Consider the following 26,675-nt stretch of genomic DNA (forward strand, 5'->3'; position numbering starts at 1 on the left):
ATCGTGAGCTGACATTTCGGCCTGCGGCGTCGTGCCGCTCTCCGCCCGCCGCCCAATGCGACTTGCCGTTGCACGCCGGGTTCCATACGCTCGCTGCAAAACAAGAAGCAGGGAGTGGATTCGTGCCCAACAAAGTTCTGTCTCGCCGCCGCGTGCTCGCCGGTGCCGCCGGTCTGTCGGCCGCAGCCATTCTGCCGCGGTCGAGTCTTGCGGACTGGAAGCCGACCGAGAACATCCGCGTCATCGTGCCGGCTGCAGCCGGCGGCTCGACCGACGTGATGGGGCGGCTGCTCGCGGCCCATCTCCAGTCCGCCTGGGGCCAGACCGCGGTGGTGGAGAATCGCTCGGGCGGCGGTGGCACGATCGGAACGGCCGAGGTCGTTCGATCCAAGGCCGACGGTCACACCATCCTGATCGGCAACCCCGGTCCGAACGCGATCGCCTACAGCATCTTCAAGAACCTCGGCTACAAGCCGGACCAGCTCCAGCCGGTATCCAACATGATCCGGATTCCGAACATCGTGTCGGCGCATCCGAAGACCGGCATCAGGTCGGTCGCCGAGCTGATTGCCTTTCTCAAGGCCAATCCGGACAAGCTCAGCTACGCCTCCTCCGGCGTCGGCCAGAGCCCTCACCTCACCGGCGCCTGGTTCCTCCAGCTCACCGGGCTGAAGATGACGCACATCCCGTTCCGTGGCGCCGGGCCTGCGCTTCAGGCCGCGCTTGCCGGCGACATTCAGATCCTGTTCGACAATCTCTATCCGAGCCTGCCGCAGGTTCAGAACGGCACGCTCAACGGCCTCTGCGTCACCACGACCGAGCGGAGTGATCTCGCACCGAACCTGCCGACCATGCGCGAGTGCGCGCCGGAGCTTGCGAACTTCGATGTGTCGTCATGGTTCTCGGTGTTTCTGCCGAAGGGCGTCCCGGCCCCCGTGCTCGAGGCGCTCAATCTGCAGGTCAAGGCGATGCTGGAGCGCGACGACATGAAGAAGCAGATCACCGCCATGGGCGCCCGCGCCGACTACGGCACGCCGCAGCAATTCGCGGATTTCGTGGACGCGGAGACGAAGAAGTTCGCCGGCATCATCCTGAAGGAAGGCCTGCAGATGGACGTGCAGTAGACTTGCGCTGCCAACAGGAACAAAAACCCCGCGGCTCGCGCCGCGGGGTTTTGGCTTGTGTCGTTTGCGGCTCAGTGCGCCAAAACCGCCAGCAGCAACAGCGCCACGATATTCGTGATCTTGATCATCGGGTTCACCGCCGGGCCCGCCGTGTCCTTGTAGGGATCGCCGACGGTGTCGCCGGTCACGGCGGCCTTGTGGGCATCAGAGCCCTTGCCGCCGAAATGACCGTCCTCGATATACTTCTTGGCGTTGTCCCAGGCGCCGCCGCCCGAGGTCATCGAGATCGCGACGAACAGGCCCGTCACGATCACGCCGAGCAGCATCGCGCCTACCGCCGAGAACGCCGCCGACTTGCCGGCCACGCCGCCGCCCGCGATGGCGTAGATCAGGAAGTAGACGACGATCGGCGACAGCACCGGAAGCAGCGAGGGGATGATCATCTCCTTGATCGCCGCCTTGGTGAGCAGGTCGACCGCCTTGCCGTAGTCCGGCTTGTCGGTGCCCTGCATGATGCCCGGCTTCTCGCGGAACTGGCGACGCACCTCTTCCACGATCGCGCCGGCCGCGCGGCCCACGGCCGTCATGCCCATCGCGCCGAACAGATACGGTAGCAGACCGCCGAACAACAGGCCCACCACGACGTAGGGATTGTTCAGCGAGAAGTCCGGGTTGACGCCGGTGAAGTAGGCATGATGCGCGGAGTCGGCGATGAAGAACTTGAGGTCCTGGTTGTAGGCCGCAAACAGCACCAGCGCGCCGAGACCGGCTGAGCCGATCGCGTAGCCCTTGGTCACCGCCTTGGTGGTGTTGCCGACCGCATCGAGTGCGTCGGTCGACTTGCGCACTTCCTTCGGCAGGCCCGCCATCTCGGCGATGCCGCCGGCGTTGTCCGTCACCGGGCCGAACGCGTCGAGCGCGACAACCATGCCGGCCAGCGCCAGCATGGTGGCGGTCGCGATCGCGATGCCGAACAGGCCGGCGAGGCTGTAGGTGACCAGGATGCCGGCGATGATGACGAGCGCGGGCAGCGCGGTCGCTTCCATCGAGATCGCAAGGCCCTGGATCACGTTGGTGCCATGGCCGGTCACCGACGCCGCCGCGATCGACTTCACCGGGCGATAGTCTGTGCCGGTGTAGTATTCGGTGATCCAGATGATCAACGCGGTGACGACGAGGCCGACGATTCCGCATTCGAACAGCGACATGCCGGTGTAGTCGACGCCGTCGAGCTTGCCGAAGCCGATCAGGTAGTAGATCACGCCGGCGATTCCGATCAGCGACAGGATGCCGGTTGCGATCAGGCCCTTGTAGAGCGCGCCCATGATCGACTGGCTCGGCCCGAGCTTGACGAAGAACGTGCCGATGATCGAGGTGATGATGCAGATGCCGCCGATGGCGAGCGGCAGCGTCATCATGTCGGAGAGGATCGGCGTCTTGGCGAAGAAGATCGCCGCGAGCACCATGGTTGCGACCGCGGTCACAGCATAGGTCTCGAACAAATCGGCGGCCATGCCGGCGCAGTCACCGACGTTGTCACCGACGTTGTCGGCGATCGTGGCCGGGTTGCGCGGATCGTCCTCGGGAATGCCCGCTTCGACCTTGCCGACGAGATCGCCGCCGACGTCCGCACCCTTGGTGAAGATGCCGCCGCCGAGACGGGCGAAGATCGAGATCAGGGACGCGCCGAACCCGAGCGCCACCAGGGCGTCGACCACGGTGCGGCTATCGGGCGCGAGCTTCAGCGAGTGGACCAGGAAGCCGAAATAGAGCGTCACGCCGAGCAGCGCGAGACCCGCCACCAGCATGCCGGTGATCGCACCCGCCTTGAAGGCGAGCTCGAGGCCGCCAGCGAGCGACGTCGTCGCGGCCTGGGCGGTGCGCACATTGGCGCGGACCGAGACGTTCATGCCGATGAAGCCGGCCGCCCCCGACAGGATGGCGCCGATCAAAAAGCCGATCGCGACATAAAGCCCAAGGAAATAGGCAAGCAGCACGAAGATGACGATGCCGACGATGCCGATCGTGGTGTACTGGCGCCGGAGATACGCTTGTGCGCCTTCACGCACAGCTCCCGCGATCTCCTGCATGCGCGGTGACCCCGCATCCGCACTCAACACCGAAGACGTCGCCCAAATCGCGTAGACGACGGAAAGTACTCCGCAGAGCACAATCAACCATAATGCTGTCATGTGATTTTTGCCTCAGATCCTTGATGTACGTACCCCCGGCGCCTTTTGTTTTTCCGTCAAGCGGTACGGCGCCCTTATGTTGAACAGGGCCGCCCCTCGCAGAAGGTGTGGCCCTGGTCGGTCACAAGCTTGCCAAAATCAAATTGAGGGTGCAACGCCGGATGAGGCCGAAAAAGCCGATCTCGGCAAGTATTTAGACCTAATCCCGCGCGCCCGGCCGCCGGCCCGGCGCAATTGCTAGAAGTGGCTGTAGGACAGACGCTTCAAGGTCAACTCCTGGCCCTGCCCGTCCAGGAAACGCGGCCGCTCATGGCCCGCGACGATGGTGCCGATCGCGGTGACGGCCAGGCCGACCGCCCGCCCCGCTTCCATCAGCGCATCGCTCTGTTCCGGCGGGACCGTGCACAGCACCTCGTAATCGTCGCCCCCGGCAAGCAGCGTCTCAACGCAAATGGCGCTGCGCGCGACCAGGCCTGCCGCCGCGGCCGAGAGCGGCACGCTCGCCACGTTGACCGTGGCGGAGACGCCGGACGCCGCGCAGAGTTTCGTCAGGTCGCCGGCGAGCCCGTCGGACACGTCCATCGCCGCTGTCGCGTGGTCGCGCACCGACTGCGCCAGCACATTGCGCGGCTGAGGGATCCGATAGCGCGAGATCAGCGCTTCTCTTGCAGCTGGATCATATGCCAGCGCTGTGGCCACCGCGCCGCCGGTGAGCACGTCGAGACCGAGCGCGGCATCGCCGATCGTCCCCGTCACCAAAAGAACGTCGCCCGGCCTTGCGCCAGTGCGGCCAACCATCCGCCCCCTCGGCACGCGGCCGAAGGCGGTGATCGAGATCATCTGCGGTCCCGGCGTCGACACCGTGTCGCCACCGAGCAGCGGGCAGGCGAAGCTCTCGGCGTCCTCGCCGAGCGCATCCGCAAACGGCCTGAGCCAGGCATCCTCCTTGCTGCGCAGCGCCAGAGTCAGCACGAAGCCGGCGGGTGCAGCCCCCTTGGCGGCAAGATCGGACAGGTTCACCCGCAGCGCCTTGCGCGCGATGGTGTCGGGCGGATCGGTGGCAAGATAATGCACGCCCTCGACCACGGCATCGGTGGTGACGACGATGTCGTCGCCGGACGAGGACAGGATCGCGGCGTCATCGACCAGCCCGAACGCACCGGGATCTGTCGCCAGCGGCTTGAAGTAGCGTGCGATCAGGGAATCTTCGGCGGAGGGATTGTGCGGAGTGGTCATCAGCGTCAACCCCACATACCGCTGTCATCGCCCGGCTTGACCGGGCGATCCAGTATTCCAGAGACGTTCGTATGAAATCGATAGGCCGCGGCGTACTGGATGCCCCGCCTTCGCGGGGCATGACACCGGAGTATGGGGCAGCAGCATCGCATCAGTTCACCGCCCTGCGCCTGATCCTACCCCCGCCCGAACTCATCACCGCGAAACTGGCGGCCGATCTGGTCGAGCACGGCGTTGACCATGCCGGTCTCCTCGCGGTCGACGAAGGCATTGGCGACGTCGACATATTCGGAGACCACGACACGGCCCGGCACGTCCTTGCGGTGCTGGAGCTCATAGGCCCCTGCCCGCAACACCGCGCGCAGGATCGCCTCGATCCGCTTCAGCGGCCAACCCTTCGATAATGCCTCGTCGATCAGAGGGTCGAGCTTCTTCTGGTCGCGCACGACACCGGAGACGACGTCGCGGAAGAATGCGGCTTCCGCCGGCAGGTAAGTATCGCCCTCGACCTCGTTGCCGAGCCAGTGGCTCTCGAACTCCGCAAAGATGTCGTTGATGCCGGCGCCGGCGATGTCCATCTGGTACAGCGCCTGGACGGCCGCGAGCCGTGCCGCACCGCGCCGGTTCGCTTTCTTCTCCGTAAGCCCCGCCGGCTTCCTGGTGTCAGCCATGGCTCAGGCCCGCGCCAAGCGGCGCTTGATGCGGAGCATCGCGATCGCCGCGCGCGCGGCATCGCCGCCCTTGTTGAGCTCGCTGGCGCGCGCCCGCGCCCAGGCTTGGTCCTCATTGTTGACGGTGAGAATGCCGTTGCCGAGCGGCAGCTTTCGCACCACCGCAAGATCCATTAGCGCGCGCGAGGATTCCTGCGAGACGATCTCGAAATGGATGGTATCGCCGCGGATGACGCAGCCGAGCGCGACCACCGCGTCGTAGGGCTTGCCGTTCGCCGCAGCCGCGTCGACCGCGATCGCCACTGCCGCCGGGATCTCCAGCGCACCGGGAACCGTGATGACGTCGTGCGTCAGGCCTGCCGTCTTCAGTTCGGCCACCGCGCCGTCCAGAAGCGCGTCCTGGAGATCGTCATAGAACCGCGCCTCGACAATCAGCGCACGTGCGCCGGAAATGTCGGTCTGGTCCTTCAGGGGTGCGCGCCGCGCGTCTGCCATCGTCTCAATCCGTTTACTGGGGTCGGCGCTATGTAGTCGCCGCAGGCGGGTAAGCCAAGTTTTAAACCGTCATTTCCGTCAGGCGCGCCGCATAGCGGGCCATCAAATCAACCTCGATATTGACCTCAGTGCCCGCCTTCCAGCCGCCGATCGTCGTGACATCAAGCGTATGCGGGATAATCAGCACCGAAAAGGTCACGTCCTTCACCGTATTGACCGTCAGCGAGACGCCGTCGAGCGTGATCGAGCCCTTGGTGGCGATGAAGCGCGCCAGCTCCCGCGTGGTGGAGAGTTCGAACCGTGCCATCTCGGGTAGGTCCTCGCGGCTGACGATGGTTGCGATGCCGTCGGCATGGCCGGCGACGATGTGGCCGCCGAGCTCGTCGCCGATCTTGAGCGCACGCTCGAGATTGAGCCGCGTGCCGAGCTTCCAGTGCTTCGCGGTCGTCAGCGCCAGCGTCTCGGCGGCGGCATCGACGTCGAACCAAGTTTTGCCTTCAGCGACGCCTGAGGCGACGACGGTGAGGCAGACGCCGTTGCAGGCGATCGAGGCGCCGTCGGCGATGGTGGTCCGATCGTAGCTGCAGGCGATGCGCAGCCGGTGCAGCTGGCCCTGCGCCACGGGCTTGAAGCTGACGATCTCGCCGATATCGGTGACAATGCCGGTGAACATGTTAGGCGCGCTCGTAGATGGTGAGAGTATCGTGACCGAATGTCTCGCTAGCATGAACCTTGTAGGCCTGCGACTGCGTGATTTTCGACAGGGGCAATGCATCGAGCGCATCGACCCCGTCCGCGCCAACCTCTTCCGCTCCGCGGAACAGCCAGATCTCGTCGACGAGGTTGGCGGACACGAACGATGCCGCAACGCGGCTGCCGCCCTCGACCATCAGCCGCGTGATGCCCTTCTCGGCGAGCGCATGCAGAACGGCCGGAAGGTCGAGCCCGGCTCCTCTACCCGGCGGTACGCGGATCACCCGCGTGCCGGCAGCGCCTAGGCGTGTCGCCGCGGCGGCTTCGGCGAGTTCGGAGCTGACGACCCAGAGCGGCGTCTCGCGCGCGGAATGAACAAGCTGGCCCGCGGCCGGAATGCGCAAATTCCGGTCGAGCACGACACGCACGGGAGAACGCGCTTCCATGCCCGGCAGGCGGCAATTGAGCTGCGGATCGTCCGCCAGCACCGTGCCGATGCCGACCAGGATGGCATCGCACGAGGCGCGCAACAGATGCACGCGGTTGCGCACAGCTTCGCCCGTAATCGCGATCGGCTTGCCGCCGGCAGCGCCGATCTTGCCGTCAGGTGAAACCGCGAGCTTCAGGATCACATGGGGACGCTTGTCGCGGATGCGGCGGAAATGACCGGCGTGGTCGAACGCGGCCTCCGCGGCGCACGGGCCGACATCCACGGTGATGCCGGCCGCGCGCAGGCGCGCATGGCCCTGCCCCGCCACTTCCGGATTGGGATCCTCGATCGCAGCCACCACGCGTTTGATGCCGGCTGCGATCACCGCGTCGGCGCAAGGCGGCGACTTGCCGAAATGCGAGCATGGCTCGAGCGTGACGTAGAGCGTGGCGCCGCGCGCCCCCTCGCCGGCCCGTCGTAACGCCTCAGGCTCGGCATGTGGCCGTCCGCCGGGCTGCGTCCAGCCACGGCCGACGATAACACCGTCCCTGACGATCACGGCGCCGACGGCTGGATTGGGCCAGGTCCGCCCCTGCCCGCGCCGGCCCAACGACAGCGCAAGCTGCATGAAGCGGCGATCGGCGTCCTTGGTCTCGCGGATCTTCTCGGCGAACTGATCCTCCAGGATACGGAAGATCATTTGCGGATCGCGGCGAGCCGCGCTTCCTCCTCGCCGGAGAGCTCGCCGAGCACGTCGGCGAAATCCTTGGCCTCGCGGAAATTGCGGTAGACGGAGGCGAAGCGCACATAGGCGACGTCGTCGAGCGTACGCAGATGCTCCATCACGGTCTCGCCGATCACCTCGGAGGAGATTTCGGCCTCGCCGCCGGTCTCGAGCTCGCGCACGATGGTGGAGACCATCTTCTCCACCCGCTCCGGCTCGACCTGCCGCTTGCGCAAGCTGATCGACACCGAACGCATCAGCTTGTCGCGGTCGAACGGCACGCGGCGGCCGTTGCGCTTGATCACCGTGAGCTCGCGCAGCTGCACGCGCTCGAAGGTGGTGAAGCGAAAATTGCAGGGGACGCACACGCGCCGCCTGCGGATGACGGAGGAATCCTCGGTCGGACGCGAGTCCTTTACCTGCGTATCGAGACTGTTGCAGTTCGGGCAGCGCATCCGTGTACCTTGACCAGTTTACTTGGACCTTATTGATAGATCGGGAACCGGTCGGTGAGCGCCTTGACCCGTTCCTTGATCGCGGCCTCGACCAGCGGCGCCTTGCCGTCGTCGGACTGCGCAATCGCGTTGAGGACCTCGGCGATCATGCCGCCAACCTGCTGGAATTCGGCGACGCCGAAGCCGCGGGTCGTCGCCGCGGGCGTGCCGAGACGCAGGCCCGAGGTGACGAACGGCTTTTCGGGGTCGAACGGAATCCCGTTCTTGTTGCAGGTGATGGCGGCGCGGACCAGCGCCTTCTCCGAGACGTTGCCCTTCAGGCCCTTCGGCCTGAGGTCAACCAGCATCAGATGGTTATCGGTGCCGCCGGAGACAATATCGAAGCCATGGCTCTTCAGCGTCTCGGCCAGCGCCTTGGCGTTCTCGACGACGTTCTTCGCGTAGACCTTGAAGTCCGGACGCAGCGCCTCGCCGAAGGCAACCGCCTTGGCCGCGATCACATGCATCAGCGGGCCGCCCTGCAGGCCGGGGAAGATCGCCGAGTTGAGCTTCTTGGCGAGCACCTCGTCATTGCTGAGGATCAGGCCGCCGCGCGGACCGCGCAGCGACTTGTGCGTCGTGGTTGTGGTGACGTGGGCATGCGGCACGGGCGAGGCATGCACGCCGCCGGCAACGAGGCCAGCGAAGTGCGCCATGTCGACCAGCAGATAAGCGCCGACCGAATCCGCGATCTCGCGGAAACGCTTGAAGTCCCAGGCGCGCGAATAGGCCGAGCCGCCGGCGACGATCAGCTTCGGCTTGACCTCTTCGGCCTGCCTGGCGACCGCGTCCATGTCGATGATCTGGTCCTCGCGGCGCACGGTGTAGTGCGCGGCCTTGAACCACTTGCCGCTCATGTTGACGGGCGAGCCGTGGGTGAGATGGCCGCCGGCCGCGAGGTCGAGGCCCATGAAGGTGTCGCCGGGCTGGAGCAGCGCCAGGAACACCGCCTGGTTCATCTGGCTGCCGGAGTTCGGCTGCACGTTGGCGAAGTTGGCGCCGAACAGCTTCTTGGCGCGATCGATCGCGAGGTTCTCGGCGACGTCAACCCACTCACAACCGCCGTAGTAGCGCGCGCCCGGATAACCCTCTGCGTACTTGTTGGTCATCACCGAGCCCTGCGCTTCCAGCACGGCCCGGCTGACGATGTTCTCGGAGGCGATCAGCTCGACTTCATGGCGCTGCCGGCCGAGCTCGCCCTTGATGGCGGCGGCGATTTCCGGGTCGGCCTGCTCAAGCGAGGCGGTGAAAAACGAATCGGGCGCGGAGGCGGTTTTGGCGAAGGTCATCTTGCGAATATCTCCACCGCCGCAGCCTTTTGGCGGGCTGCGGGCGGGTCTGGTGTGGTGATCGGAAGCGGCGAGCGCGATCTACCACATCGCCCGCCCCCGGCCAAGTAGTTGCGGGTCGGGCCTGACATTTATGCAAGATATGGTGGGGATCGAAGGATTTGGAGCGTGGACGGCTCTCCGGAACCGCACCGATCCGATCACCCCAGAAGAGTCCGATTCGGACCCAAAATGGCGCCCTGGCGCCCGCCAGATTTCCCCCTACAGCCCGGTATACCCCGCCTTCACGGGGTCCACGCTGCCGTCGAGCTGGCGCAGATAGGTCAGGCCGCACACCGTCAACCTGTGGGGGTCCGTCTCGCCGGCTTCCATCAAGGTGTTGAGGTAGTTGGTCACCTTGGCCCGCGCCTCTGCGCTCGCCGCGGACGTGCGGTTGGCGAGCAGGTCGTAGGTCTGCATGATGCGGTCGATGGCGGCTTCCATGGCACCCCTCTGGTTCGCTGGGATTTCGGGAGTTTTGATCAGGCGGCTCGGGCGCCGGACTGCGCCTCGAACCTGACAATGGCCTTGTTGGCCAGCCTGATCTTGTTGAATTCGCCCTGCTGGAGCAGCTTGATGATGATCTCGAGCAGGCGCTCATTGGTGACGAGCGTGTCGGGGATCGCACCGGAGCGGCGAAGGTAATTCGCGGCGATCGCGTAGGAATCGCTCACGAGCTCGACGTTCGTAGCCTGCAACCCGCGTTCGACCAGCATCGCATCCTCCGATCCGGAGAAATAACCGGAAGGCAGGGAACTGGTTCCGCCTGACTGTCGATTTTTTCGCAACCGCGAGACGACAAAACGCGCCGGTCCGGGCAGAAGCCGGGCCAGCGCGCTTGGGGGAAGTCCAGGCACGTTCGGTAGACGCTTTCGGGAAGGCTTGCCGGTCTTGTTATGGGCCGGCTTGGCCAAATCCCTTCGAAAGCTCAGAGCCGATACAGGATCTGGTCGGTCCAGAACCGCTCGAGGCGGTGCAGCGACTTGTTGAGGGTCGAGAACTCCTCGCCCGAGATGCCGCCGACCTGTTCAACGGTCTTGACATGCTTCTGGTAGAGTGAGTCGACGATGCGGCGGATTTCCTGGCCCTGCGGCGTCAGGCGGATGCGCACCGAGCGGCGATCGACGCGCGAGCGCTGATGGTCGAGGAAGCCGAGCTCGACGAGCTTCTTCAGATTGTAGGAGACGTTGGAGCCGAGATAGTAACCGCGCGTGCGCAGTTCGCCCGCGGTCAGCTCCTTGTCGCCGATGTTATAGAGCAGGAGCGCCTGCACGGAATTGATGTCGGCGCGGCCACGACGATCGAACTCGTCCTTGATCACGTCGAGGAGACGGCGATGCAACCGCTCCACCAGAGTCAATGCTTCCAGATAGAGCGACTGCACCGAACCCTGCGGGCCCGAAACGCGCTCTGCAGTATCTGCCGCAGTTGCGACGGCTTTCATCATGACACTTCCCCTGTTGTCGTTTTTATCGACACTCATTCGACGAAACTTGTGTCCCGTCTGATAGGTGCAACTTAAGGGGAGGCGTTTGAAGATCGGCTTAAATAAGAGAATAAAGAGATCATGAATTTAAGACAGTGAATTGCGGATTAAGCCTGTACCACAAGGGCTTTTCGCAACCCTCTGTTGACCGTCGCAAGGTCCTGTTCACCCTCCGTCCGCACGTTCTGTCGCATTCCAGAACAGCCCCGCCCCGTTTCGAAACGCACGCTTAGGAGCTGTGGCGGATATCGCGAGGTCAATGAAAAGTTACCTCGAATTTTACGCAAGGAGTGGTCAACCAAGTAGCGACAACTTCGCTCGTATCCCGGACGAGCGCAGCGAAGATCCGGGACCAAGAAGCCGGAGCAGAGGTTGTGGAGACATGGGCCCCGGCTCTGCAACGCATCACGCCGCACGTGCGGCGCGCTGCGTCGCGTCCGGGGCACGAGAGTTTGCCTGCTATGGCGGCCGCTCGCGCGCGGCCATCCAGGCGAGCGCGAGATAGGCGGCGAGCATGAAGGCCTCGACGCCGACCACGACCAGGCTGCCGCCATAGATGCCGGGGAACATCAGCTCGATCACCGCCATCGAGACCACGGTCGTGAGCCACACCACCGCGCCCCAGGGCGTGGCGAGCCAGAGGCCGACGGCGGCGACGAGCTCGATCACGGCGAAGTAGATGGTCGAGGCCTGCCAGGCCATCGACTGGTTCTCGAACGCCTCGTCCTCGCCGCCGACGAAACCCGTCACCTGCGCCCAGTGATAGAGGCCCTTCAGGATCGACAGCAGCGCCATCACCCGTAGGAACAGCACCAGCCGGCGCGTCCAGACATTGTCGTCGGACTCGGGCCGCTCCGACGAGATCGCCGCCACCGACATCGCGCTGTCGCGGGCGCTGTCTCTGACGGCGTCCCTGGCATTGGCGCTGTCGCGGGCCGCATCGCGGGTGGAGATCTCGGACATGGCCCCCTTCTGGCTGTTTCGCCCCGCAAAATCAATCGGCAGCGCGGCTCCGTCCAATTCTGCCTTGCGGAAAGCCAAGGCGCGGTGACGGGAACCATGCGAGCTGGTATAAGAATAATTCCAGCCGGAGGAAGAGTGATGGCGATCAAATACGGACGTCCGATCGAGCTGCGCGAGATCGCGCGCGGGACTGGTGCAGTGGTGCCCCATGCCCTCGATCTGACCGTCCGCCCGCGCCGCAACCGCAAGGCCGAATGGGCCCGGCGCATGGTGCGCGAGAACGTGCTCACCACCGACGACCTGATCTGGCCGCTGTTTTTGATCGACGGCAACAACAAGCGCGAGCAGATTGCCTCGATGCCCGGCGTCGAGCGTCTCAGCGTCGATCAGGCCGTGCGCGAGGCCGAGCGCGCCATGAAGCTGACGATCCCTTGCCTTGCACTATTTCCCTACACCGACCCGTCCTTGCGCGACGAGGAAGGCTCGGAAGCGACCAACCCGAACAATCTGGTCTGCCAGGCGGTACGCGCGATCAAGAAGGAGTTTCCCGATCTCGGCATCCTCTGCGATGTCGCGCTCGATCCCTTCACCAGCCACGGCCATGACGGCCTGATCGCCGACGGCAAGATTTTGAACGACGAGACGGTCGCGGTGCTGGTGCGTCAGGCGCTGGTGCAGGCCGAAGCCGGCTGCGACATCATTGCCCCCTCGGACATGATGGACGGCCGCGTCGCGGCGATCCGCGAGGCACTCGACCGCGCCGGTCTGCTCGACGTGCAGATCATGGCCTATGCGGCCAAATACGCCTCCGCCTTCTACGGCCCGTTCCGCGACGCGATCGGCTCGGCCAAGACGCTGACCGGCGACAAGCGCACCTACCAGATGGACAGCGCCAACACCGACGAAGCGCTGCGCGAGGTCGAGCTCGACATCTCGGAAGGCGCCGACATGGTGATGGTGAAGCCGGGCATGCCCTATCTGGACGTGCTCCGCCGCGTGAAGGACACGTTTGCGATGCCGACCTTCGCCTACCAAGTCTCCGGCGAATACGCGATGATCGCAGCCGCCGCCAACAATGGCTGGCTCGATGGCGACCGCGCGATGATGGAGAGCCTCTTGGCCTTCAAGCGCGCCGGCGCGGACGGCGTGCTCAGCTATTTTGCGCCGAAGGCGGCAGAGAAGCTGCGGAGCCAAGGATAACCTCTCGTAGCCGGTGGGCGTATCTCCCGCGTCGTCGTGGCGCCTCCCCCGCCCCCGAATCGCCGGAATATTTCGGCTTGTTAACCTCTGCGCACCCTTGGCAGGGGAATAGCCTGTTCCCATGTCCTGCCACGGGAGTTTTCCCTGGGAGGACGGACGATGTCTTATGATTCGGGTGGTGCAGGCGCCTGGCGCAGTGATGGCGCGGCTCATGCCTACGATCCCTATCTGCATCCGGAACTGTTCCGCGGTGTCGCGACGCGGCGGGTGTTCGCGTTCCTGATCGACATGGTCGTGATCTCCGTTCCGGTCATCCTCGGCTACATCTTCATCGCGGTGTTCGGCGTGGTCACGCTCGGTCTCGGCTGGGCGCTGTTCTGGCTGGCCTGGCCCGCCTCCGTGGTCTGGGCCATCGTCTATTATGGCGCCTGCATTGGCGGTCCCTCCTCCGCGACGATCGGGATGCGGATCATGGACCTTGAATTGCGCACCTGGTACGGCGCGCCCGGCTACTTTGTCCTCGGCGCCACCCATGCCGTGCTGTTCTGGGTGACGGTGTCGTTCCTGTCGCCGTTCGTCGTGCTGGTCGGCCTGTTCAACGGCCGCCGGCGCCTGCTGCACGATTTCGTGCTGGGAACGGTCGTGATCAACAACTCGGTCCGCGCACCGGTGCCGCAAGCGGCCAGGACGTACTGATCAAGGACCTATCAACCAAGTCCGCTTAAGCTGGCTGACCTGACCTGCCAAGCGGACCGATTGACCCGGAGCTTTCGTAGCGCGATGCTGACATTCACTTCGGAGGCCCACGACGTCCCTTGACCCAGCACTCGCGCGACACCCCACAATTTTACCTCACGGCGCCGTCCCCCTGCCCGTATCTGCCGGGCCGCCATGAGCGCAAGGTGTTTACGCACCTCGTGGGTGAGCGCGCCGGCGACCTCAACGACCTCCTGACCCATGGCGGGTTCCGCCGCAGCCAGTCGATCGCTTACCGGCCGGCTTGTGACCAGTGCCGGGCCTGCGTGTCGGTCCGCGTCATCGCCAACGAGTTCCGCCCTTCCCGCAACTTCCGCAAGGTGATGGCACGCAACGCCGACATCATCGGCGAGCAGCGCAGCGCAGTCCCGACCTCCGAGCAATATTCGGTGTTCCGCGCCTATCTCGATGCCCGCCACCGCCATGGCGGCATGGCCGACATGACCGTGCTCGACTACGCCATGATGGTCGAGGACAGCCATGTCGAGACCCGGATCATCGAGTACCGCAAGCGCGGTCCCGACAGCGGCATCACCGGCCGTGGCGAGGAGTTGATCGCGGTCGCGCTCACCGACGTGCTCAGCGACGGCCTGTCGATGGTCTATTCGTTCTTCGAGCCGAGCCAGGTCAGCCGCTCGATGGGCACCTTCATGATCCTCGACCACATCGCACGCGCCCGCCGGCAAGGCCTTCCTTACGTCTATCTCGGCTACTGGATCGAGGGCTCCAAGAAGATGGACTACAAGGCCCGCTTCCTGCCGCAGCAGCGCCTCGCGCCCTCAGGCTGGCTGCGCATCGACGCGCATGGCGATGCGGCGTCCGAGCCGCAGGATTGAGGGACGGTGGGTCGACGTCGCGCGGCGAGCAGAAACACGCGCGTGCCATCCGCACTCTCCATCCTGGTCGCACTCCCCGCCCTAATCATGACATCGAGCATCGGCGCCCATGCCTGCGATCCCGGCTACAAAGACCATTATGGTCGTTGCGTCGAGGCCAAACCTCCACCAGCCAAGCTTCTGAAGTTCCTCAACGGCTACGGACAACAGGTCAATAAGGTTGGCGAGATCGCCGATCTCTTTGCCCCGGATACTCGTTTATTCGACACGACTGAACCTGGGCGCAAGATCATCCATTCGTGGACACGCCCCAATGCAGACGTCGAGTCCGATGTTAGAATCGAGAAGGTCCTGCCCGATTTCTATTATGTCACCATGAGCGTATACGACGGTCCGATCTCATGCGGCCGTGATGAAAACAGATCGAAGGGACCGAAGGCAACGCTGCAGGGTTACGTGCCGAAAGCCAATCCGCAGGATGTGCCATCTCTCTGGAAGTTCAGGCACATGTCTGGACTGTGTTAGTCGGCAATGAAAAGAGGTTACGCAACAAGCAAGTCGCCAGCGCAGGCGACGCATGGTTGCCAGTATTGGCCTTGACATCCTGTACGTTAGATATACATATATCGTCACGTATATCTAACGGAGGGCAAGTCATATGCAAGTCGCCAAATGGGGAAATAGCCTTGCAGTCCGCCTTCCCGCCACGGTCGTCGAAGCGCTTCGGCTGAAGGAAGGCGATGAGATCGAAATTCACGTTGCTGGGGAGCGGGAGTTCAGTGTTGCGCGCAAGCCAGACCGTGCCGAGCTGCTAAAGCGTCTTCGTGCCCTTCGGGGCAGCCTTCCTGCCGACTTCAAGTTCGACAGAGAAGAAGCGAATGCCCGCTAGCTTCTTCGACACCAACGTCCTCGCCTATCTCGTGTCAGGCGACGCGACGAAGGCTGATCGCGCCGAGCAAGCTCTTTCGGGCGGCGGCGTGATCAGCGTGCAGGTCCTCAACGAACTTGCCAACGTAGCGCGCCGGAAAATGCAATTGTCGTGGCGAGAGACGCACACTTTCCTGGACTCGTTGCGTGGTCTACTGACGATCCACCCCGTCACGTTGGATATTCATGACACCGGCCTGAGCCTCGCTGAACGTTATGGAATGGCGACCTACGACGCGATGATCGCAGCCTCGGCGCTTCACGCGGGATGCCAGACATTGCTGTCCGAAGACTTCCAACATGGGATGGTGTTGAAGGAAGGCCTTCGCATCACCAATCCGTTCCTGTGATCTACCGCTAAGCCGAACGGTCCCCGTAGCGACATCACCCGAACAGCGTATCTACCAGCAGCTTCACGTTCAGAACCACGATCACGCCCGCGACGATCCACGCGATCGCGGCGACGGAGACCGGAATGGCGAACTGTCCCATCTTGCGGCGGTCGGAGACGAAGCGCACCAGCGGGATGACCGCGAAGGGCAGCTGCATAGACAGCACGACCTGGCTGAACACCAGCAAATCCGCGGTGCCGCGCTCGCCGTAGATCGCGGTGACGATGATCACCGGAACGATCGCAATGCCGCGCGTCACAAGGCGGCGCGCCCAGCTCGGCAGGCGCAAATCGAGAAAGCCTTCCATCACGATCTGGCCGGCCAGCGTCGCCGTCACGGTCGAGTTGAGGCCTGACGCCAGCAGCGCCACCGCGAACAATGTCGAGGCGATGCCGAGACCGAGCAGCGGCGACAGCAGCTCAAAGGCCTGACCGATCTCGGCGACGTCGGAATGGCCGCTCGTGTGGAAGGTCGCGGCAGCGACCACGAGAATCGCGGCATTGATGAACAACGCCAGCATCAGGGCGATGGTCGAGTCCGTCGTCGCCCATTTGATCGCCTCGCGGCGCCCTTCGTCGTTGCGCTCGTAGGCGCGCGTCTGCACGATCGAGGAGTGCAGATAAAGATTATGCGGCATCACCGTTGCGCCGATGATGCCGATCGCGATGTAAAGCATCTCGGGGTTGGTGAAGATCTCGGTCTTCGGCACAAATCCCCTCAACATCTCGGCAACCGGCGGCGCTGCCGCGGCAAGCTGGACCGTGAAGCAGACTGCGATCACGACGAGCAGCGCGATGACGAAGGCTTCGAGGAAACGGAAGCCACGATTCATCAGGATGAGAAGCAGGAAGGCGTCCAGCGCAGCGATCAGCGCGCCGCCGACCAGGGGAATGCCGAACAGGAGCTTGAGCGCAATCGCGGTGCCGATCACCTCGGCGAGATCGCAGGCGATGATCGCTGCTTCGCACGCGAGCCAGAGCATGAAGTTCGTGGCGGGCGAATAGGTCGCGCGGCAGGCCTGCGCGAGGTCGCGGTCGGTAACGATGCCGAGCCGTGCCGCCAGCGATTGCAGCAGGATCGCCATCAAGTTCGAGAGCAGGATGACCGAGAGCAGCGTGTAGCCGAACTTCGATCCACCGGCGAGATCGGTCGCCCAGTTGCCGGGGTCCATGTAGCCGACCGAGACCATGTAGCCCGGGCCGACGAAGGCCAGCAGCCGCCGCCACCATGCCCCCGCTGCGGGGATGGCCACCGTGGCGTTCACCTCGGCCAGGCTCTTTGTGGTCGGCGCGTCGGCGCGCCAGCCGGCTTGGGTCAGTTCCTGGGTCAGATCGGGCGATCGGGCATCCATGCTGGCAGAATACCGATGTCGCCCGTTATTGCAACTCATTTGCAACTGCATCTAGCGGCGTTGGTTCCCGTTGTGCCCATCCCTGTCGGGAAGCGGGTGGGTTTGGCCGTCGCAACAGGCGCCTATTGGCGGCTACTCGACTTTGCAGGAAGTGCGCCATGTCAAATCCGCCTCGCCTCCCAAAAACCTTCAACCGTCTCGCCTGGTCCAACCTCTCGGCACAGTCGGCCGAGCAGATCGCGCTGGCCGCGGCCCCGATCGTCGCCGTGCTGACGCTGGGCGTGGCGGAGGGCCAGACCGGCCTGCTCCAGACCGCCCTCACCCTACCCTTCGTCCTATTCGCCATTCCGGCCGGCCTGCTTGCCGATCGCATCTCCCGCCGCTCGCTGATGGCGGGCGCCGAGGCGCTGCGGGCGGTGGCGCTGGCAACGATCGTGCTGCTGCTCGCGCTCGGCGCGCTCAACCTGCCGCTGCTGGCGTTGCTCGGCTTTGCCGCCGTGTGCGGCACCGTGGTCTACAGCGTGGCCGCGCCGGCCCTGGTGCCCTCGCTGGTGAGTTCGGAGCTGCTGCCGGCTGCGAATGCCCGCATCGAGCTTGCCCGCACCGTCGCCTTCGCGAGCGGCCCTGCGGTCGGCGGAGCGCTAGTGGGCTGGCTCGGCGCAAGCCCCGCCTTCGGCTTCGCCGCGGCGCTTTCGGCCATTGCCGTGGTGCTGCTCTCCGGCATCTACGAGCCCGCACGTGCGCCCTCGCCGCGACGCCATCCGCTCCAGGACATCCGCGAGGGCGCGGCCTTCGTGTTTCACCATCCGCTGCTGCGGCCGGTGTTCGTCACGCAATTCATCTTCAACACCGGCTGGTTCCTGCAGATCGCGGTGTTCGTGCCCTACGCGGTGCGCCATCTCGGCCTGACCGCCGCCGGCGTCGGCGCCGTGCTGGCGATGTACGGCGTCGGGATGGTGATCGGCGCGCTGTTTGCGACACGCGTGATGAAGCGCATCGCCTTCGGCACCGTGGTCGGCCTCGGCCCGGTCACCGGCTTCGTCGCAGCTGTCGTGATGGCGCTGACGGTGCTGGTGCCCTCACCGTGGCTCGCGGGTCTCAGCTTCTTCCTGCTCGGCGTCGGGCCGATCCTGTGGGTGATCTCGACCACGACCTTGCGCCAGTCGGTGACGCCGCCGCGCCTGCTCGGGCGCGTGTCCGCGATCAACATCATGAGCTACGGCGCCCGCCCGCTCGGCTCGGCGCTCGGCGCCATCGTCGGCGGCCTTTACAGCGCGGAAGCGTGCCTCTACCTCGCCGCAGCCGTGTTCGCCGTGCAGGCGCTCATCATTTGGCTCTCGCCTGCGGTAGCGCTGGATCGGCAGCCGGCCATGGTGGGGGACGAAGTGACTGCGCGGTGCTAATTCGCCAGATACCGCTCGTAGCTCCCGGTCACCGGCTCGCTCGCGTCGACCTCGGGATCGAGCGTGTAGAGATCCTGCGCGCGGCCGATGCCGCGGAGCGCGTAGCGACCGGTGGAGACGAGGTAGCGGCGGCCGGCGGCGTCGAGGCCCTTGTAGAACTCTGCCGAGGCCAGCAGTTCGCGGTCGACCGAGCGGCTCATCGAGGCGATGCGGCTGACCTCGTTGACGGTCGGTCCCACCACGGTGAAATCAAGCCGGTCCTCGCTGCCGATATTGCCGTAGAAGACTTCCCCGACATGCAGGCCGATATAGGCCGACGTCGTCGGACGGCCATCGGCCGCCCGGCGTTCATTCAACGCCCCGACATTGTTGCGGAACAAATGCTCGGCGCGTAGCGCGGCGCGGCGGGCGTGAGCCATGTCCTCACCGGTGAACATCGCGAGCACACCGTCCCCGATCAGCTTCAGCACGTCCCCGCCGGCCTCGTGGATCGCGTCAATCACGGCCTGGGCATAATCGTTGAGGAACGGGATGATCTCGTCCGGCCCAACGCTCTCGCTGATCCCGGTCGAGCCGCGCAGATCCGAATACCAGAGCACGGCATTGATGCGCTCGGTGACGCCGCGCGAAATGCGCCCGCGCAGGACCTGCTCCGACGCATCGCGTCCGAGATAGACGCGCCCCAGCGTCCGCACAATGTCGACCTGCTGCGCCGACTTGATCGCGAGTCCGAGCACCGGCACGAGATCGCGCAGCGCGGCGAGTTCGGCTTCCGTGAAGCCATCGTCGCGTCGCGTGGTCCAGGAGGAGTAGAGGCAGTCCATCTGCCCGAGCGCTCCGGTCTCGCCGAAGCGGTGCACGAAAGCCAGGAAATGGCGGTGACCCGTTTCGGCGAGGTCGCCGATCTGCGAGAAATCGAGCGAGGGCGCGTCGGCGAGGTCGATCACCATCTCGTCGTGGCCATGCTCGAGCAAATGATAAAACACCGAGCGGCGCCAGTTCTTGGCCGCGTCACCCTCGGCGGTCGAGCCGTATTCGACCACGTCGCTCTCGTTGGTCGGCGTATCGCTCCAGCGGAAGGCGCGGCCCTCGTAAATCGGATGCAGCGTGTCGATGACGACGAGCCCGCGCGAGAGTTCCAGCCCTTCGGCTCGGCAGCGCTCGCAGAAGCCGCGCAAGAGTTCGGGTTCGGGCAGGCCGGTGAGCCCCTGGCCGGCCAGCCAGTTCATCAGCGCAAGGCGCGAGGTCAATTGCATGCGCCATTATGGCGTGCCTTCGTGACGAGCGGAAGGCCGCGCCCAACCAAGGCTCCCGCCCGCAGCAGGTCGAATATGTCGTGGACGCTGTTGACGCGCCCGCGCCTCGGGCTGCAAATGCAAATGATGACACCGACGACCAGACATACGGCGACATGAGCGGGCGCCAGCTTCCAATCATCCTGGCGCTCGGCACGACTCAGACCCTGGCCTGGGCCTCCAGCTATTATTTGCCGGCCCTGCTCGCCGATCCGATGGCGCACGATCTCGGCATCTCCACCAACTGGATCTTTGGCGCGTTCTCGGCTTCGCTGGTGATCTCCGCGATGCTGGGGCCGCGGATCGGGCGGCAGATCGATCTCTTCGGCGGGCGGCAGGTGCTGTCGGTCTCGAACCTGACCATTGCCGCCGGCCTCGTGCTCCTTGGATTGTCGCAATCCGTTCCGGTGATGGCGTTCGCCTGGCTCGTGCTCGGCATCGGCATGGCGATGGGGCTCTATGATGCCGCTTTCGCCGCGCTCGGCCGCATCTATGGCACCGAAGCCCGCAGGCCCATCACCGGCATCACGCTGATGGCGGGCTTTGCCTCGACCGTCGGCTGGCCCCTCACTGCCTGGGGGCTCGCCCATATCGGCTGGCGCGACACGTGCTTCGCCTGGGCTGCCGCCAACATCCTGATCGGCCTGCCGCTCAATTTCTTCATGCTTCCGGCGATCAAGGGCGCCAAGCAGGCGGCTTCGACGGCGGAAAAACCGCATCTTCCGCTCGACCGCACCATGATCCTGCTGGCCTTCGTCTTCGCCGCGGTCTGGACCGTCACCGGCGCGATGGCCGTGCATTTTCCGCGCATCCTGGAGACCATGGGCGCGACCCATGTCGAGGCGATCGCGGCCGGCGCGCTGATCGGCCCGGCGCAAGTGGTCGCGCGCCTGCTCGAAGCAGGCTTTCTCAGTCGCTTTCATCCGCTGTGGTCGACGCGGCTCGCCTGCCTCACCCATCCGATCGGAGCTGCCGTCGTCGCCATCTTTGGAGCTCCTGCGGCCAGCGCGTTTGCGCTGTTCCACGGCTCCGGCAACGGCATCCTCACCATCGCGCGCGGCACGCTGCCACTGTCGATCTTCGGCCCGAAGGATTTTGGCTACCGCCTCGGCATCATCGGCGCGCCGGCGCGAATGGCGCAGGCGGTGGCGCCGCTGGCCTTCGGGCTGCTCATCGATGTCATGGGCGCCAAGGTGCTGATGGTCTCGTCCGCGCTCAGCCTGTCAGCGCTGGCTGCGCTGTTCCTGATCCGCGCGGCGCCGCGGCCGGATTGACCGAGCCTGCGCTTTCGCGCACAAGCGCACCATGACCGACGACAAAAGCCCGCCCCGCACGTTCAAAGGCCTCCTGCGCTGGGCCATCACGCCTCCGCAGGCCTGGGGCGTCTATCTCCTCGCCATCATCCTGGTCTGGCTCGTCTCCTTCTACGCCGGCACGCTAAAGCCGAAGAAGACGCCGGACACGAGCCCGCCGACGGTCACTGCGCCAAAAAGCTAAGCCGGAGAGCTAGGCCGGTTCGGCTGGGTGGTCGCGATCCAGATGCCGGCGAATACGGCGACCAGCCCGATCAGGAGATTCGGCGTGATAGGCTCGCCGATCAGTAGTGCCGCCAGCAAGGTCGCCGCGATCGGATTGACCGTCATGGTGTTGGCAACGCGTGTTGGCGTCGCGCGCGCCAGCGCTATGACCCAGAGGATGAAGGCGAGCGCGCCGCCGCCTGCGCCGAGATAGATTCCGGCGATCCATTGCGCCGTCGTGAAATGGTCGAGCGCGGCAAAGCTGCCCTTCGCAAGGCCCACGATCACCAGCACCGCAGCGCCCGCGCCCATGCTGACCGTCAGAAAGCCGAGCGCACTCGAGCGCTGCATGAGCGGTCGCGCCAGCACGTTGTAGAAGGCCATGCAGAACACCGCGCCGGTCATGATCAGCTCGCCGCGCCAGGCGCCCGGCGGGCTCTGCGCCAGGCCAGCCGCCAATGCCGCGGCAACGCCGAGCACGGCAATGCCGACGCCGCCGATCTTGCGCGCCGTCAGCCGTTCCACGCCAAGGATCGCACCGACGACCATGGTGTGGAGCGGCAGCGTCGCCAGCGCCAGACTGGCGCGCGCGGCAGTCGTGTAAGAGACTGCAATATTGTAGAGGATGAAGAACAGGCCGAAGAAGCAGATGCCGAGCGCCATCACGGCCGGCCAGTCCGCGCGCTGCGGCCAGCGCACACGGAGCAGCAGCGCACACGGCAGCAGGCACAGAAAGCCGATCCCCCAGCGCAGGATCGCTAGCATGACCGGATCGGCGCCGACAACGAGATAGCGGGTGATCGCAGCCGCGGTGCCGCCAATGCTGCTTGACGCCAGAGCGATCGCGACCCCGAGCCCTTCCCCCACGCTTCGCCTCCCGTCCCGGAGCTTCTGGAGGCGGCTAGCACATCCCTGCTGCCACCTTGGTGGCAACAGGGTCGCCGGCGAAGCTATTCATAAAACTCCGGCGACATCTTCTGGCTGTCGCGCTGGGCCTTGTCGTGGTTGATCCAGAGCTGCCCCTTCTCCTTGTCGAGCGTGTCGGCGATCTTCTGCATCGAGGCGACCGACTGGTCCTTGCTGACATTGTTGACGGGAACGCGCCGGGCCTCCCAATTGCTCTTGAAGTGGACTGCGTCGCCGGAAAGCACGACCGCCCCGGTCTTCGGCAATTTCACCAGCAGCGACTGGTGCCCCGGCGTGTGACCGGGCGTCGAAAGGATGGTGATGCTGCCGTCGCCGAACACGTCCTTGTCGCCCACGAGCAGCTCGACCGGATGCGACGGCTTGAAGCGCGGCTCGTTGTTGGCACCCGGCCAGTCATATTCGGCCTTCTGCACATAGACCGTCGCTTGCGGAAACATCTCGACATTGCCGATGTGATCGGGGTGCGTATGCGAGACGCCCATCGCCTTGATGTCGGTGGGCTTGACGCCGATCTGCTCGAGCTGGGCTGCGAGCGTCTTCGGCCGCTTCCAGGTCACGGCCTTCGGATCGGCAGGCGCAAGCCCGTTCGGCATCGCGGCGACGGCGTCGGGGATGCCGGTGTCCCACAGGAACCAGCCCTGGCTGTGCTTGATGAGATAGCAGGTGTCGACGAAATCCATCGACTGGCCTTCGTTCACTCCGGGTGACCAGCGCCCGATGTCCCCGGCAACACCCTCACCGCAATTCATGATGTAGAGTCTCTCGACAGCCGGCTTTTGCGCGAACGCAGCCTGGGCGGACAGCGCGAATGCGGCAACGGCGAGAGCGAGCGTGATCTTGCGTGTCATCGTTGGTCCTCCCTGGCAGCGCCTACTAGCTGCGACCGAGGATCAACCCCGCCCCTGCCGCAGAATTCCGCTTCCACCCGGCCAGTATAGGCCCGAGCCACATTTCTTTCGAATGCTCAATACCAATGAAACCGGCGATTGACAGCGTGGCGCGATTTCGCTGTAATCAGCGCCATGGGGATTTGAGCGATCTCCCCACGAGGCGACATGCCCAAGTATCGCGTCCCGTTTGCTTTATGCGAGGACGCATCATGTCAAGTTTCACGACCATATCATCCGACAAGCTGGCACGCCTGATCGGCACGGCCAACGCCCCCGCTCTGATCGATGTCCGCACCGAGGAGGATTTTGCCGCTGACCGGCGGCTGATCCCCGGCTCGATCAAGCTGAGCCATGAGAATGTTGCTGAGTGGGGTGCCGCCTTCGCCGGCCGCTCCGCGATCGTGTCATGCTTTCGCGGCGAAAAGCTTGCGCAGGGCACCGCGGCCTGGCTCAGGCAACTCGGCGTCCGGGCCGAGACGCTGGAAGGCGGCTTCGAGGGCTGGAAGGCGGCAAAGCTGCCGCTCGTCGATACCCGCAAGCTGCCGCCACGCGATGCGAAAGGCCGCACCGTCTGGGTGACGCGGGCGCGGCCCAAGGTCGACCGCATCGCCTGTCCCTGGCTGATCCGCCGCTTCGTCGATCCCAATGCGGTGTTCTTGTTTGTTGCACCATCCGAGGTGGTCGCGGTCGGCGAGCGCTTCAACGCCGCCCCCTTCGACATCGAGAACGTGTTCTGGAGCCACCGCGGCGAGCTCTGCACCTTCGATGTCATGATCGAGGAGTTCGGCATTGCCACGCCGGCGCTGCTGCGGCTCGCCACGCTGGTGCGCGGCGCCGACACCGCCCGGCCGGATCTCGCGCCGGAGGCGCCCGGCCTGCTCGCGGCATCCCTCGGGCTGTCGCGGATGTACGATGACGATCTCGACCAGCTCGAGGCCGGCATGCTGCTCTACGACGCCTTCTACCGCTGGTGCCGCGATGCGACCGGAGAAACTCACAACTGGCCGACCAACAAGGCGAAGGCGTGATGGATATCCGTAATGCCCAAGCAGGAGCTGATGCCGGTCACGGCATCAGCTTCGGCGAGGCCTTTCGCGTTTGGCTCCGCGTCGCCTGCCTAAGTTTTGGCGGGCCCGCGGGCCAGATCGCGGTGATGCATCGGATCCTGGTCGAAGAGAAGAACTGGATCTCCGAGGGCCGCTTTCTGCATGCGCTGAACTACTGCATGCTGTTGCCCGGACCGGAGGCGCAACAACTCGCGACTTATGTCGGCTGGTTGATGCACCGAACCGCGGGCGGACTAATGGCGGGCGGGCTCTTCATCCTGCCCGGCATCATCGCCATCATGGGCCTGAGCTACGTCTACGCCGCCTTCGGCAATGTCAGCTTCGTCGAGGCGCTATTCTTCGGGCTGAAGGCCGCCGTGCTCGCCATCGTCGTCGAGGCCGTGGTGCGGGTCGGCAAGCGCGCGCTGAAGAACCGCATCATGATTGCGCTGGCCGCAATCGCCTTCGTCGCCATCTTCTTCTTCGCCGTCCCCTTCCCGATCATCATCATCGCCGCCGGCGTGATCGGCTATGCCGGTGCCAAACAGGGCCGTCCCGAGTTCGCGCCGGCCGGTCACGGCAACGGCGGCAACGGCGCCTTGATCGACAGCATGCTCGGCGAAGCCGTGCCCGATCACGTCCGCCCCGACACCGGCCGCACGATCCGCGTCGGCGCGTTGTGGCTGGCGCTCTGGCTGGTGCCGGTGATCGCGCTGCTTCTGGCCCTCGGACAGGCCAGCGTGTTCAGCCAGATCGCGCTGTTTTTCTCAAAAATGGCGCTGGTCACGTTCGGCGGCGCCTATGCGGTGCTGGCCTACGTCGCCCAGCAGGCGGTCGAGCATTATCACTGGCTCAAGCCGGACGAGATGCTCGACGGCCTCGGCATGGCCGAGACCACGCCCGGCCCACTGATCATGGTGCTCCAGTTCGTTGGCTTCATGGCGGCCTACCGCGACCCAAGCGGCCTGTCGCCAATGCTTGCGGCAACGCTCGGCGGCTTGCTCGCGACATGGGTCACCTTCACGCCCTGCTTCCTCTGGATCTTCGTCGGCGCCCCCTATATCGAGCGGCTGCGCGGCAATACCGGCCTCGCCGGCGCGCTCGGCGCAATCACCGCGGCCGTCGTCGGCGTGATCCTCAACCTCTCGATCTGGTTCGCGCTGCACACGCTGTTTCGCGAGACTGTGCCGGTGCACGCATTCCCGCTGGATTTCGACAGGCCGGTGCCGACCAGCGTCGACGTGCCGGCGCTGGTGCTGTCGATCGCGGCTGCAACCGCGATCTTCCGCTTCAAGCTCGGGATGCTGACGGTGCTGGCGGGCAGCTGTGCCGCGGGTGTAGCGCTGCGGTTGGCGGGGGTGATCTAGAACCTAGAGCCCGTAGGATGAGTAAAGCGCAGCGAAACCCATCTGCAGACTTCAAGGCGCGCGGTGATGGGTTTCGCCAGTGCTCCACCCATCCTACGAGCTACGGGCTGCCGTTAACGAGCCCAGCACCTGCGTCCGTCGATTGTTGCCCGTCGGGCAAAACACCCGCGGCGGCCTGCCACCGCTTGTCAATCACAATCCACGAAAATATTCCACTTTACCGAAATTCGGATTTGTCGTACAAGCGAAACACCCTGGCCTTCGACAAGGGGCGGATCGCGATCGTCACGAACCGCGGGCTGGGCAGCGATGGACGCGACGGCGTCGGGCGCGAGCGGCATTGCAGGGCGGCTTCGGCCGTGAGCAATGATCGTCGTGCCAACGACACGACGCTGACAGCGTCTTCGCATGGCTCCGGGCGTGAGCACACGCCAGCTCCCGGAGTTCCAGCGAAGACGTGCGCGGACGAACAAGTCGTGTGGTCCTGACGCCCGGAGCCTGTGCGTCAAGTCCTGTGGTGAAGTTGCGGCCCGACCGGGCACGCGCATCAGTCATCTGCAGGGCGACGGGGGCAATAGTGCATCGCTCCCCGGGGAGAGCACGAAGGACACGTTAAAACCATCGCGCAGGGAAGGCCGGGCGATCCGGCAACACCTGTGGTCCACCCCGTGTGCATTTCTATGTCGCACGGACCTTGCGGGTGCCAGCCGGCGCCCGGCCTTCCCTGCGCCCTCGTCTCCACGAGAGCGCTTGCGAGAGACAAAACTCGGGCGAAAGGCGCCGCGGGAACGCAAAGATGTGTCTGCTGTTTGAAATGTGAATTGGAGAGCGACGGCCTCGCCGCTTGCTCCGTCGTTGCGAGCGGCGCGAAGCAATCCAAACAATAGCACCGGCAAAAAATATGGATTTTTAAGATCGGGCGCCACCAGCAG

General features: G+C 65.0%; 28 protein-coding genes. 12 read left to right on the forward strand and 16 right to left on the reverse strand.

The annotated features are described in order from the left end of the window. The first annotated feature begins 122 nt into the window (after positions 1-122). The gene (locus ABID59_RS35510) at positions 123-1,124 is read left to right on the forward strand and encodes a Bug family tripartite tricarboxylate transporter substrate binding protein (protein ID WP_354086438.1); all 1,002 of its coding nucleotides are present in this window, start codon (positions 123-125) and stop codon (positions 1,122-1,124) included. Between the two features lie 71 nt (positions 1,125-1,195). Here ABID59_RS35510 and ABID59_RS35515 read toward each other — a convergent pair whose 3' ends face one another. The 12 genes from ABID59_RS35515 to ABID59_RS35570 form a co-directional block, all read right to left on the reverse strand. Continuing rightward, complete coding sequence (locus ABID59_RS35515) at positions 1,196-3,316, reverse strand: sodium-translocating pyrophosphatase (RefSeq protein ID WP_354086439.1); 2,121 nt, start codon at positions 3,314-3,316, stop codon at positions 1,196-1,198. Positions 3,317-3,553: 237 nt separating this feature from the next. Further along, positions 3,554-4,552, reverse strand: a complete 999-nt coding sequence (thiL, locus tag ABID59_RS35520) for a thiamine-phosphate kinase (protein WP_354086440.1) — start codon at positions 4,550-4,552, stop codon at positions 3,554-3,556. A 176-nt stretch (positions 4,553-4,728) separates the two neighbouring features. After that, on the reverse strand, positions 4,729-5,223 hold the full coding sequence (gene nusB, locus ABID59_RS35525) for a transcription antitermination factor NusB (protein ID WP_148753522.1): 495 nt from the start codon (positions 5,221-5,223) through the stop codon (positions 4,729-4,731). A gap of 3 nt (positions 5,224-5,226) precedes the next feature. Continuing rightward, the gene (ribH, locus tag ABID59_RS35530; protein WP_148753521.1) at positions 5,227-5,718 is read right to left on the reverse strand and encodes a 6,7-dimethyl-8-ribityllumazine synthase; all 492 of its coding nucleotides are present in this window, start codon (positions 5,716-5,718) and stop codon (positions 5,227-5,229) included. A gap of 61 nt (positions 5,719-5,779) precedes the next feature. Further along, the gene (locus ABID59_RS35535; protein WP_148753520.1) at positions 5,780-6,391 is read right to left on the reverse strand and encodes a riboflavin synthase; all 612 of its coding nucleotides are present in this window, start codon (positions 6,389-6,391) and stop codon (positions 5,780-5,782) included. 1 nt (position 6,392) lies between these two features. Further along, on the reverse strand, positions 6,393-7,541 hold the full coding sequence (gene ribD, locus ABID59_RS35540) for a bifunctional diaminohydroxyphosphoribosylaminopyrimidine deaminase/5-amino-6-(5-phosphoribosylamino)uracil reductase RibD (protein WP_354086441.1): 1,149 nt from the start codon (positions 7,539-7,541) through the stop codon (positions 6,393-6,395). Next, positions 7,538-8,020, reverse strand: a complete 483-nt coding sequence (gene nrdR / locus ABID59_RS35545; RefSeq protein ID WP_148753518.1) for a transcriptional regulator NrdR — start codon at positions 8,018-8,020, stop codon at positions 7,538-7,540. Before nrdR ends, ribD begins: the two co-directional genes overlap by 4 nt. A 29-nt stretch (positions 8,021-8,049) precedes the next feature. Beyond that, positions 8,050-9,348: a serine hydroxymethyltransferase gene (gene glyA, locus ABID59_RS35550; protein WP_354086442.1), complete on the reverse strand. Its 1,299-nt coding sequence runs from the start codon at positions 9,346-9,348 to the stop codon at positions 8,050-8,052. A 261-nt stretch (positions 9,349-9,609) separates the two neighbouring features. After that, entirely contained in the window at positions 9,610-9,831 is a 222-nt protein-coding gene (locus tag ABID59_RS35555) for a hypothetical protein (RefSeq protein ID WP_148753516.1), read from the reverse strand. Positions 9,832-9,869: 38 nt separating this feature from the next. Continuing rightward, positions 9,870-10,103 carry a hypothetical protein gene (locus tag ABID59_RS35560; protein ID WP_148753837.1) on the reverse strand — a complete coding sequence of 78 codons (234 nt, stop codon included), beginning with the start codon at positions 10,101-10,103 and terminating at the stop codon, positions 9,870-9,872. Between the two features lie 212 nt (positions 10,104-10,315). Then, a complete protein-coding gene (gene ldtR / locus ABID59_RS35565) occupies positions 10,316-10,834 on the reverse strand; it encodes a transcriptional regulator LdtR (protein ID WP_148753515.1) in 519 nt (172 codons plus the stop codon). Positions 10,835-11,332: 498 nt separating this feature from the next. Beyond that, positions 11,333-11,836: a DUF6163 family protein gene (locus ABID59_RS35570; protein ID WP_148753514.1), complete on the reverse strand. Its 504-nt coding sequence runs from the start codon at positions 11,834-11,836 to the stop codon at positions 11,333-11,335. A gap of 138 nt (positions 11,837-11,974) precedes the next feature. On the opposite strand from ABID59_RS35570, the gene hemB reads away from it, so the two are divergent. The 6 genes from hemB to ABID59_RS35600 all read left to right on the forward strand — a co-directional run bounded on the left by hemB (position 11,975) and on the right by ABID59_RS35600 (position 15,905). Beyond that, positions 11,975-13,036, forward strand: coding sequence for a porphobilinogen synthase (gene hemB, locus ABID59_RS35575; RefSeq protein WP_354086443.1), 1,062 nt, complete (start codon positions 11,975-11,977; stop codon positions 13,034-13,036). 159 nt (positions 13,037-13,195) lie between these two features. Continuing rightward, positions 13,196-13,732, forward strand: coding sequence for an RDD family protein (locus ABID59_RS35580; RefSeq protein WP_148753512.1), 537 nt, complete (start codon positions 13,196-13,198; stop codon positions 13,730-13,732). A gap of 119 nt (positions 13,733-13,851) precedes the next feature. Continuing rightward, complete coding sequence (locus ABID59_RS35585) at positions 13,852-14,628, forward strand: arginyltransferase (protein ID WP_354086444.1); 777 nt, start codon at positions 13,852-13,854, stop codon at positions 14,626-14,628. A gap of 42 nt (positions 14,629-14,670) precedes the next feature. Next, complete coding sequence (locus ABID59_RS35590) at positions 14,671-15,153, forward strand: hypothetical protein (RefSeq protein ID WP_354032683.1); 483 nt, start codon at positions 14,671-14,673, stop codon at positions 15,151-15,153. A gap of 133 nt (positions 15,154-15,286) precedes the next feature. Further along, complete coding sequence (locus tag ABID59_RS35595; RefSeq protein WP_354032682.1) at positions 15,287-15,517, forward strand: AbrB/MazE/SpoVT family DNA-binding domain-containing protein; 231 nt, start codon at positions 15,287-15,289, stop codon at positions 15,515-15,517. Beyond that, positions 15,507-15,905: a PIN domain-containing protein gene (locus tag ABID59_RS35600; RefSeq protein ID WP_354032681.1), complete on the forward strand. Its 399-nt coding sequence runs from the start codon at positions 15,507-15,509 to the stop codon at positions 15,903-15,905. Before ABID59_RS35595 ends, ABID59_RS35600 begins: the two co-directional genes overlap by 11 nt. A 34-nt stretch (positions 15,906-15,939) precedes the next feature. Here ABID59_RS35600 and ABID59_RS35605 read toward each other — a convergent pair whose 3' ends face one another. Beyond that, on the reverse strand, positions 15,940-17,298 hold the full coding sequence (locus ABID59_RS35605; RefSeq protein WP_354032680.1) for an Nramp family divalent metal transporter: 1,359 nt from the start codon (positions 17,296-17,298) through the stop codon (positions 15,940-15,942). Positions 17,299-17,456: 158 nt separating this feature from the next. On the opposite strand from ABID59_RS35605, the gene ABID59_RS35610 reads away from it, so the two are divergent. After that, positions 17,457-18,701 (forward strand): MFS transporter, encoded by a 1,245-nt coding sequence (locus tag ABID59_RS35610; RefSeq protein ID WP_354086445.1) that lies wholly within the window; start codon positions 17,457-17,459, stop codon positions 18,699-18,701. Here the strand turns inward: ABID59_RS35610 and ABID59_RS35615 are convergent. Further along, positions 18,698-19,957, reverse strand: coding sequence for an adenylate/guanylate cyclase domain-containing protein (locus ABID59_RS35615; protein ID WP_354086446.1), 1,260 nt, complete (start codon positions 19,955-19,957; stop codon positions 18,698-18,700). The two genes, ABID59_RS35610 and ABID59_RS35615, sit on opposite strands and share 4 nt — an antisense overlap. Positions 19,958-20,112: 155 nt before the next feature. Between ABID59_RS35615 and ABID59_RS35620 the strand changes: the two genes are divergently transcribed. Next, positions 20,113-21,270 (forward strand): MFS transporter, encoded by a 1,158-nt coding sequence (locus ABID59_RS35620; RefSeq protein ID WP_354086451.1) that lies wholly within the window; start codon positions 20,113-20,115, stop codon positions 21,268-21,270. Between the two features lie 31 nt (positions 21,271-21,301). Continuing rightward, positions 21,302-21,493 (forward strand): hypothetical protein, encoded by a 192-nt coding sequence (locus tag ABID59_RS35625; protein ID WP_354032677.1) that lies wholly within the window; start codon positions 21,302-21,304, stop codon positions 21,491-21,493. Here ABID59_RS35625 and ABID59_RS35630 read toward each other — a convergent pair. Together ABID59_RS35630 and ABID59_RS35635 are read right to left on the reverse strand one after the other, a co-directional pair. Then, entirely contained in the window at positions 21,490-22,380 is an 891-nt protein-coding gene (locus ABID59_RS35630; RefSeq protein WP_354086447.1) for a DMT family transporter, read from the reverse strand. The genes ABID59_RS35625 and ABID59_RS35630 overlap by 4 nt on opposite strands. 83 nt (positions 22,381-22,463) lie before the next feature. After that, positions 22,464-23,288, reverse strand: a complete 825-nt coding sequence (locus ABID59_RS35635; protein ID WP_354086448.1) for an N-acyl homoserine lactonase family protein — start codon at positions 23,286-23,288, stop codon at positions 22,464-22,466. Between the two features lie 251 nt (positions 23,289-23,539). On the opposite strand from ABID59_RS35635, the gene ABID59_RS35640 reads away from it, so the two are divergent. Then, complete coding sequence (locus tag ABID59_RS35640) at positions 23,540-24,358, forward strand: chromate resistance protein ChrB domain-containing protein (RefSeq protein WP_354032675.1); 819 nt, start codon at positions 23,540-23,542, stop codon at positions 24,356-24,358. Beyond that, positions 24,358-25,743 (forward strand): chromate efflux transporter, encoded by a 1,386-nt coding sequence (gene chrA / locus ABID59_RS35645; protein WP_354086449.1) that lies wholly within the window; start codon positions 24,358-24,360, stop codon positions 25,741-25,743. Before ABID59_RS35640 ends, chrA begins: the two co-directional genes overlap by 1 nt. The last annotated feature ends 932 nt before the right edge of the window (positions 25,744-26,675 follow it).

Origin of the sequence: Bradyrhizobium sp. S3.3.6, from assembly GCF_040546905.1 — a bacterium.
Classification (GTDB): domain Bacteria; phylum Pseudomonadota; class Alphaproteobacteria; order Rhizobiales; family Xanthobacteraceae; genus Bradyrhizobium; species Bradyrhizobium cytisi.